The organism is Kordia sp. (assembly GCF_045105435.1).
Lineage (GTDB): Bacteria > Bacteroidota > Bacteroidia > Flavobacteriales > Flavobacteriaceae > Kordia.
Map to the genome: position 1 here is coordinate 1 of NZ_JBGCDL010000188.1, position 8,283 is coordinate 8,283.

Consider the following 8,283-nt stretch of genomic DNA (forward strand, 5'->3'; position numbering starts at 1 on the left):
AATTCAACTTCATCGCCTTCGCGAATTTCGTCTACTAAACCTGAAATGTGTACAAAGTGATCCTTTTCAACTCCTTCTTCAGTGATGAATCCAAAACCTTTTGTGTCGTTGAAAAATTTTACTGTTCCTTTACTCATTGTAATGTAATTTAATATATTTTTTAATTCTGCAAAGATGACCCCATTAATTTGATTTACAAGGAATTAATTCATAAAATTTTATATTTAGTTAAAAAAAACCATAAAAACCTATGTAATATGCTGTTTTAGAGCGCGTATACTATTTATAAGACGATTTAAAAGTGTGTTTATTTTTGTATAATAGAGTGCTTTACAACTCAAATATTGGCGTTCGGGTAATCCAAAAAGCCTTTTTCTCCTGTTGTATAGAATGTTTCTGCATCCCAATCTGACAAAGAAATTCCATGCTCAAATCGCGCTACCAAATCCGGATTTGAGATATACGGTTTTCCAAAAGCAACCAAATCGGCTTCATTCGCTTCTAAAACTGCATTTCCTTTCTCAAAAGTAAAATCGGTATTAATCATTAACGTTCCGTTGTATAATGGTCTAAAATGTTTCGCAATACCTGTGACGGCATGCGGAACTTCAGAAACATCTGAAAATGGTTCGGACAAATGCACATACGCCAAATCATATGCGTTTAGTTTTTTGATAATGTATTCAAACGTAGGAATCGTTTCCGCATCAATCGTAATTCCTGCCATTGCCGAATGCAAAGACGGATTGAATCGTACACCAATCTTCTGTTCGGGCATTGCTGTTTTCATCGCGTCAAGCGTTTCAAAGAAAAATCGTGCGTTATTTTCAATGCTTCCTCCATAACTATCCGTACGAGTATTGGAACAGTTTGTAAAAAACTGATGAAATAAATAGCCGTTTGACGAATGCACTTCCACGCCATCAAAACCAGCTTCCAACGCGTTTTTTCCAGCGTTTACAAAATCTTGAATCGTGCTGTCAATATCTGTTTGCGTCATTTCGCGCGGCGTCACCGTATCTTTAAAACCATCTGGCGTGTACGATTTTCGATTCGGATTTATGGCTGATGGCGCAACTGGCAATTCTCCATTATGAAAATCGGGATGCGAAATTCGTCCAACATGCCACAACTGTATAAAGATTTTCCCGCCTTTATCATGTACACGTTTCGTCACTTTCTTCCAACCTTCTACTTGTGCTTTTGTATAAATTCCTGGCGTGTGAATATACCCGACAGCTTCTTTAGAAACTTGTGCTCCTTCTGTAATGATTAATCCAGCGGAAGCTCTTTGTTCATAATAGATTCCGTGTAATTCGTCCGTAGGAATATTTCCTTTATTATTGGCACGACTGCGCGTCATTGGCGCCATAATCACACGATTTTTAAGCTGTAAGTTTTTAGAAGAATATGGTTGTAATAGAAGTTTTTTAGACATGCGATTTCAATTTTTTTATAAAAATACAACATGTCGTAACCAATTATATTAATCTATGTCAAATTTATACTAAAACGCAGCATTTACAAGTGTTTCAATCTTTAAAACGGATTCTTGATTAAATTGTTTTTTATAGTTTTCAATCACATACGCAATTGCAATACTATCTTGTTTTGTGCCTTTATTGAGATAAATAATCAGTTTTGAATTTTCTGAAACGGTTTTTCCTTGCGGATTCGTCCAAAAACCTTCAGAATTTAATTCTGTATAGCCAGAAAACTTTTTGTTAAGATACATAGCTTTAAAAGTATTCCATTCCTGTTCCGTGACAATTCCATTTTCCTTTGAAAGACCAAAATACAATTCCGTTTTGATATGGTTTGATTGAAATTTTGTAGCACTACAAGAAATAAAGGACAATATGATTACAATGAGAAAGAATGATTTTAAGTAGATTTTCATGCTTTTTTTAAATATTTAATGCAATTCGCAGTGAATGTACTAAATTAAATTGAGATATTTTCTTACATTTAGAAACATTAAATAATTAACCTAACCACATTTATCCATGAATTCATCTTTTATTAATAATGCGCCTAATGATTTAAAAATTGTCAGTTTTGGAGATCCGTTGTATCATTATGCGCGTGTCATTTCTAACACACGTTTTGGTCACATGCCAGCAAATATAGCGTATTGCGCAAGTGTTGATCACGTTTCATATTGCATTAAATATTGTAATGAGAATACGGTTCCTTTTCGAGTTCGCGCTGGCGGACATCAACATGAAGGAATGTGTTCTGCCAATAATGTCATTATTATTGATGTATCTGAAATGAACAAACTTCCAAAATTTGATGCACATACTGAAACACTTTGGATTCCCGCAGGAAAACAATTAGGTCAAGTGTATGACGAATTAGGAGAAAAAGGAAAAACAATTCCTGGTGGCGGCTGTCAATCTGTAAATGTTGGCGGACTTACACAAGGCGGCGGTTGGGGAGTTTCCGTTCGTAAATATGGATTAACTTGCGATTCTGTTACCGATATTGAAATTGTATTAGCATCTGGAGATGTTGTCATTGCAAATGCACATCCTGATAATGAATATTCAGACTTGTTTTGGGCGTTAAAAGGCGGCGGCGGTGGAAATTTTGGTGTCGTAACACGTTTTAAATTTAATTTAGTTTCAATTCTTCCGGTAACCACTAATTTTAGATTGCGATGGGAAGAACCCGAAGAAGTAAAAGCCGTTGTTACGAAATGGGCAGAATTACATGCCGAAATAGGCGGAATTGACGAAAGACTTTCTGCTACTTGCACAATGATTATTGTAAAATCGGAAGTTCACGGACGTATGGGCGGAAAATTTTATGGTGATAAAGTTGAATTACTCAACTTACTAATAGAATATTTTGGCGTTTTAGTTGTGAATAAAGTTGTTCCAGAGACGTTTACGGAAACTCCAAAAGGATATTCGGATTCACAGAAACAAGAAAAAATGCTATCAAAATCTATGTTGAGCGCTGCTACTGCAACAACATTTGAAGCAGCAGCATTTAAGTCGTATGCAACAAGTCAACGTGAATTGATTGATTTTATAAACCCAACAGGTAGCGTACAATACGTAGACAACGAAGGAGAAAAATGTAAGAAACTCGATTTAACTGTTTTACCCGATAGTCCTCCAGGTTCAACCTGTGACAGACCACATCCGCATAAAGTATCGTCTAGTTTTCCAAAAGACAAGATAAACCACGAGGAATTGGTAAAAGCAATTTATGACTACTTAAAGCAATCTTGTTATTATGCCGATGTTAACATGTACATGAGTTTTCATTGCATGGGCGGCGCAGTTACTAGAAATGCTGGGAATAACGCTTTTGGATATGCGCATAAACCGTATATGCTACAAATACAAGCTTGGTGGGACGATGTTACCAATGCTTTCACCAATGAAGGAAGAAATACTGTATATGTAAAATGGGTTAAAGATTTTAGAGAATCTATAGCTGAATATACAGAAGGTTCTTTTATTAATTTCGTCGATAAAACCTTGGTTTCTGATATTAAAAATGATGAAAATCGGCTGAAATTGCTTGGAATCTATTATACCGAAAAGAATTTGAACAAATTGCGAAAAATTAAAACAAAATACGATGCTGATCAATTGTTCAATTTTGAAATGAGCATTCTACCTGAATAACATAAAAAGCGATCATTCCAAGAATAGTAGAATGATCGCTTTTTCCATTTTTTTATTTGAATAATACAAGCATGCATATCTTGCGAGGTTTAATTTCTAAAGAAGTGATAGGACCTATTTTTCTTTCAATTTCTCTTTTCCTTTAAATACATTACTTATTTCAAAATAATAAACTTTCTTTTCTCGGTTTTTATCCACAACTTCCATTCGGTCACAAATTCCGCCAGCAATACTTTGATTATCTAATTCAACTCCGAGCATATTTAAAATAAAATATTCCTCAGATATTTGAATGACTGATCAACCACTTTGGCAAGATTTTCCATCTCCAGTATTTACTATTGATTTTAAAAGTCCAAATTGAATTGTTTTATATTTTTTAGCATTTATAGTATCTCCAACAAGTTTATAAGTCTGTCTTAATATTTTATGAGCAATCATACTTGTGTAGTCAATACTCAACATTTTTCTTGTTGTAGTAATAATACTATCGTATGCTGATTTAGACATTTGCCTATACATTTCTTTTTCAAGTTTGTTAAATTCAGATCTTTTTTCAGATGCAATTTTAAACTGTTCACTTTCTATAAAACTTTCTCTGAATAATTTATAATCAATGTCCGTTTTTCCATTTTCTAGCATTTTCACGGTTTTACTATAATTATCATCAAATTCAGGAACCTTTATTTCAGTTTCTGTTTGTCCAATTATATTATTGAAATTGAAAAGAAATAGTACGATTATAAAAAAATGTTTAATCATAAATAGGATTTTTTAGCTTGAACGGAACATGAGTGTGAGTTTATAAAAAACTATAATTCAGATAGTTTACTCTTTCCAACCCCAAGGTGCTTTTGGAGTTTTGACAGGTTTTGTAATATCCATAACGACTTTGAAAACGCGATCGGTTCCTAAACGTCTTAAATTATAGGTAAATGTTGATTCGTTAATGGTAATCCACCAAACATTGGTTGCCGCGCCAGGAATCATTTTTTGTGTTTTCGCATCCGCAGAAAATACTTGAATGTCTGCTTTTCCAGTATTTGTAGTTGTTCCACCATAAAAATTGATTTTATCTTCGGAACCATCTTCATGGCGGTGATCGTGTTTTAGCGTGATGCGATCGTTTTTATACGTTAAAATCCATGTGCGCGATTTATCTTCTCCCACAAAAAAAGGAATCTTCATTTCGGTTTCAGAACATTTACGAACATGCATTGTCAATGTTTTTCCTCCAAAATCTTTATCTTCTTTCGGAAGTGCTAAAGTGCCTTCATAAGCTTTTCCACAATGTTTTTGCAGCGTATTCCAGAATTTTTTGGCTGGCGTTATTTCTTGCGAAAGCGCATTAAAAGAGATACAACAAGCAAGTATTACTAAAAGTTTTAGTTTAACGATCATAAAATGTGATTTGGGTTTAAAGATAGGTATTTCTATAGTAGGTGACTTATATCGAATTCCAAATATCTAAATACATTTTCCAATCAGCTCCTACTCTTTTCCAAACAATTACATATTTTCCTTTCCATGAGCTTTTTTCACCGTTGGAACGAACTGTTGTACCTTCATAATATCCGTGATCATACGCTGTGTCATCAACTACAGTAATTTCAACAGGCGTTATTTTATGATTCATCGTTTGTACACCTTCTGGCAACTGCCAATACTTTTGAATGTTTGCAACGCCAACAATAATATCGCCGCTTTGTGGAAATATTTTGGCGTCTTTAGTATAAGAAGCAGCAATCATTTCATAATTTGACGTATTTACATAGCTTGAAAAGTTTTTTACGTTTTGTAAAATTTGATCAATATCTTGTTGATCTCCCGAATAGGTTTGACTTACACCGAATTGCACAAAAAATGTAACGAATACGAATGTGAAGATTATTTTTTTCATGGATTGTTATTTTTGAATGTTGAAATTACTGTTTTTTCAAATAAAAGAAAAATGAGTAGGTTTGAACAGATAATTTTAACTTTGTAACCAAAATTTTCTAAATGCCATTACACGTCGCACTCATTTTTATGCTGTCTTTGTTAACGTTCCGACTGTTAACAACGGTAATTCATGAGTTAGGACACGCAATTCCTGCATTGTTACTGACAAAAGGAAAAGTGACTGTTTATATGGGTTCGCATGGAAATCCTGAAAAATCAATGCAGTTTCAGTTAGGAAGATTGGAGTGTTTTTTTAAGTTCAACTTGTTTTATTGGAAAGGCGGATTGTGCGTTATGCATGAAAAAGATGTTTCGGTTCGTACGAGTTTTATTGTTACCATTTTTGGGCCGCTTCTCTCTTTGATTGTTGCTGGAATCGGGGTTTTAATCCTTTTATTAAATGAATTTGGCGATGTGACAAAACTGGTTATTTTCGCACTTATTTTTTCTTGTATTGTTGATTTTTTGAATAATATCTTTCCAAATAGAGACACAATTACATTGCATGATGGAACTTTTACCAATAATGATGGCATGCAGTTGTTGACTTTGTGGAAGTTCCGAAAATCCTACCGAAAATTTCAATTGGGAAATCATTATTTAGAGAATTCAGAGTTTGAAGATGCTGCTGCTATCTTTGAAGAAGGTTTGAAATTTAAAAACAATGAAGATATTTTTTACCGATTGGCCATTTATGCAAATCTTATGCAGCAAGATTTTGAGAAAGCCAAATTACTGCAAGATGCATTCACCAAAAACCACAAAGAATTGTTTGAAACGAGTGATTATATCAATTTGTCTGTCATACAGAGTTATTTTGAAATGTATCACGAAGCTATTATTTCCACTTCTAAAGTATTGAAAGAAGACCCAAATAATACGGATATGTTGAACAATCGCGGATATGCGCTCGGAATGCTAGACAAGCACACAGAAGCTATTGTAGATTTAGATAAAGCAATTATACTTGAACCCGATTTTGCTTTTGCTTGGAACAATCGAGGGTTTTCAAAATTGAAACTCGGACAGTTACAAGAAGCTTATAAAGACATTAATTATTCACTTCAATTGGATGTTAAAAATGCACATGCATATCGCAATTTAGGTTTGTATTATTTCTATAAAAAAGACTATCAAAAAGCATTGAATTTGTATCAGAAAGCGAATGAAATTAATCCAAACACACTATTATTGCAAGAATATATTACAGAATCTACATTTAAACTTTCTGATTAAGTAAGTCTTGTAAGTGCCTATAAGTTAAATCGTTGTGTATTTTTAATTAAAAAAGTATAATGAAGCGTCAGTTCGAGTGATTTTGAGGCACGAAAAATCGTATCGAGAACATGTTTAGTGCAGAAAATTCTATTCGATAGTTCTGCTGAGTTTACCGAAATACAAATTTTACTCATTTTTAATCGTAAAATTCACTTGAATGGACAAATTTTATCAAAATACACAATGGACTATGGTTTATATTATGATAATCCGCAGAAGTTCGTGAATCTCTTGCTATAAATATAATGCACAATTGAATTTAAAATGCTTCTAATCAACTACAAATAAGGTTTTAAAGTACTTTTTCTCTTTTCAAGTTGTTTTTCCAAATCACTAATCGTGTTTTTAACAGCTAATTCGTAATTCTTTTCGTTTGAAGAAGCAAATATTCTAGGTCCAGCTATACTAAGTTCAATTTCACATATATTCCCTTTTCCTTTTGGATCTTTTTCTTTTTTAAAAAATACGTTTGCATTAATTAATGTATCATACTTTTTATCTAATTTATTTAATTTTTCAGTTGTGTAAGCTTCCATGGTTTTACTACTTGCTATTTGAACAAATTGAATAATTATTTTCATCTTTAGATCATTTTATAATATTAAACTTTGTTGTGTATCACTAAGATAAGAATATTTAAAATTCAAAGAAAATTAGTTTTAACAACTTTTTTATTTGGCTATTGATTCAGTACAATTGCTTTTTACGTTAAAACACAAATTTAAAATGAAGAACTCTTGCAAAATATGATTTAGGTCATATTTTACTATTCACTACAAAGTAAATTCAAAAAAAGGAAAGTCTTTAAGCGCTACTTTTAGCTTTTATTCGCCTAAATGTTTATATTTGAAGGACTTCCCCAGTTGTTTAGTAGCCATTAAACACACAATAAACCTAAAATAATAACGTAAACAATACGCATTATGCAAGAAGATTTTATCCCATTTAAAAGTATCGGACTTTGTTTTAGTGGCGGTGGTTACCGTGCTACATTTTTCTCATTAGGAGTTGTTTCTTATTTTGAAAAAATACACTACAAAAATGCATCTTTAGCAAAAAATATAGAAGCATTTAGTACTGTAAGTGGCGGAACATTACTAGGAGTTGCGTATACAAAAGCAGTACAAAACCCAAATTTTGATTTCAAATCTTTCTTTCAAAAATTTCATAATTCATTTGAGCCAGGAAAAGATCAACTCCTTCAAACAGCAATTGCAAAACTAAACGATGATGAAGTTTGGAAAGCAAATCCACACAAAAAACGATCACTAATCAATGCATTTGCTCTCTCGTATGCTGATATGGACATTTTTAAAGGTGAATTTTCTCATTTCGAAAATCCAACGTCAAATCATCTAAAACATGTATGTTTCAATGCTACAGATTTTTCTTTTGGTTTGGCATTTCGTTTTCAAAATAC

The 8,283-nt window shown here is 32.7% G+C and carries 11 protein-coding genes; 3 read left to right on the plus strand and 8 right to left on the minus strand.

Going from position 1 to position 8,283, the window contains the following annotated elements:
- The 3 genes from AB8B65_RS09965 to AB8B65_RS09975 form a co-directional block, all read right to left on the minus strand.
- Window positions 1–137: cold-shock protein (locus tag AB8B65_RS09965; RefSeq protein ID WP_405300825.1), on the minus strand; the 137-nt coding region annotated here is incomplete at its 3' end.
- Window positions 138–337: 200 nt separating this feature from the next.
- Window positions 338–1,438: an alkene reductase gene (locus AB8B65_RS09970; protein ID WP_405300815.1), complete on the minus strand. Its 1,101-nt coding sequence runs from the start codon at window positions 1,436–1,438 to the stop codon at window positions 338–340.
- Between the two features lie 69 nt (window positions 1,439–1,507).
- Window positions 1,508–1,900 carry a DUF3574 domain-containing protein gene (locus AB8B65_RS09975; protein WP_405300816.1) on the minus strand — a complete coding sequence of 131 codons (393 nt, stop codon included), beginning with the start codon at window positions 1,898–1,900 and terminating at the stop codon, window positions 1,508–1,510.
- A 106-nt stretch (window positions 1,901–2,006) separates the two neighbouring features.
- Between AB8B65_RS09975 and AB8B65_RS09980 the strand changes: the two genes are divergently transcribed.
- A complete protein-coding gene (locus AB8B65_RS09980) occupies window positions 2,007–3,644 on the plus strand; it encodes an FAD-binding protein (protein WP_405300817.1) in 1,638 nt (545 codons plus the stop codon).
- A 114-nt stretch (window positions 3,645–3,758) separates the two neighbouring features.
- Here AB8B65_RS09980 and AB8B65_RS09985 read toward each other — a convergent pair whose 3' ends face one another.
- The 4 genes from AB8B65_RS09985 to AB8B65_RS10000 form a co-directional block, all read right to left on the minus strand.
- Window positions 3,759–3,905 (minus strand): hypothetical protein, encoded by a 147-nt coding sequence (locus tag AB8B65_RS09985; RefSeq protein WP_405300818.1) that lies wholly within the window; start codon window positions 3,903–3,905, stop codon window positions 3,759–3,761.
- Window positions 3,906–3,944: 39 nt separating this feature from the next.
- On the minus strand, window positions 3,945–4,406 hold the full coding sequence (locus AB8B65_RS09990; RefSeq protein WP_405300819.1) for a hypothetical protein: 462 nt from the start codon (window positions 4,404–4,406) through the stop codon (window positions 3,945–3,947).
- Between the two features lie 66 nt (window positions 4,407–4,472).
- The gene (locus AB8B65_RS09995) at window positions 4,473–5,045 is read right to left on the minus strand and encodes a hypothetical protein (RefSeq protein WP_405300820.1); all 573 of its coding nucleotides are present in this window, start codon (window positions 5,043–5,045) and stop codon (window positions 4,473–4,475) included.
- Window positions 5,046–5,091: 46 nt separating this feature from the next.
- A complete protein-coding gene (locus AB8B65_RS10000) occupies window positions 5,092–5,544 on the minus strand; it encodes a YybH family protein (RefSeq protein ID WP_405300821.1) in 453 nt (150 codons plus the stop codon).
- Window positions 5,545–5,645: 101 nt separating this feature from the next.
- Between AB8B65_RS10000 and AB8B65_RS10005 the strand changes: the two genes are divergently transcribed.
- Complete coding sequence (locus AB8B65_RS10005) at window positions 5,646–6,821, plus strand: tetratricopeptide repeat protein (protein WP_405300822.1); 1,176 nt, start codon at window positions 5,646–5,648, stop codon at window positions 6,819–6,821.
- Window positions 6,822–7,141: 320 nt separating this feature from the next.
- Here the strand turns inward: AB8B65_RS10005 and hpf are convergent, their stop codons facing one another.
- Window positions 7,142–7,444 (minus strand): ribosome hibernation-promoting factor, HPF/YfiA family, encoded by a 303-nt coding sequence (hpf, locus tag AB8B65_RS10010; protein ID WP_405300823.1) that lies wholly within the window; start codon window positions 7,442–7,444, stop codon window positions 7,142–7,144.
- Window positions 7,445–7,786: 342 nt separating this feature from the next.
- On the opposite strand from hpf, the gene AB8B65_RS10015 reads away from it, so the two are divergent.
- A partial coding sequence (locus AB8B65_RS10015; RefSeq protein WP_405300824.1) for a hypothetical protein occupies window positions 7,787–8,283 on the plus strand: 497 nt, incomplete at its 3' end.

What these genes read in the sequence shown, in the direction of transcription:
- AB8B65_RS09970 (WP_405300815.1), bottom strand. Translation starts at nt 1,438, where the DNA reads ATGTCTAAAAAACTTCTATTACAACCATATTCTTCTAAAAACTTACAG.
- AB8B65_RS09975 (WP_405300816.1), bottom strand. Translation starts at nt 1,900, where the DNA reads ATGAAAATCTACTTAAAATCATTCTTTCTCATTGTAATCATATTGTCC.
- AB8B65_RS09980 (WP_405300817.1), top strand. Translation starts at nt 2,007, where the DNA reads ATGAATTCATCTTTTATTAATAATGCGCCTAATGATTTAAAAATTGTC.
- AB8B65_RS09985 (WP_405300818.1), bottom strand. Translation starts at nt 3,905, where the DNA reads ATGCTCGGAGTTGAATTAGATAATCAAAGTATTGCTGGCGGAATTTGT.
- AB8B65_RS09990 (WP_405300819.1), bottom strand. Translation starts at nt 4,406, where the DNA reads ATGATTAAACATTTTTTTATAATCGTACTATTTCTTTTCAATTTCAAT.
- AB8B65_RS09995 (WP_405300820.1), bottom strand. Translation starts at nt 5,045, where the DNA reads ATGATCGTTAAACTAAAACTTTTAGTAATACTTGCTTGTTGTATCTCT.
- AB8B65_RS10000 (WP_405300821.1), bottom strand. Translation starts at nt 5,544, where the DNA reads ATGAAAAAAATAATCTTCACATTCGTATTCGTTACATTTTTTGTGCAA.
- AB8B65_RS10005 (WP_405300822.1), top strand. Translation starts at nt 5,646, where the DNA reads ATGCCATTACACGTCGCACTCATTTTTATGCTGTCTTTGTTAACGTTC.
- hpf (WP_405300823.1), bottom strand. Translation starts at nt 7,444, where the DNA reads ATGAAAATAATTATTCAATTTGTTCAAATAGCAAGTAGTAAAACCATG.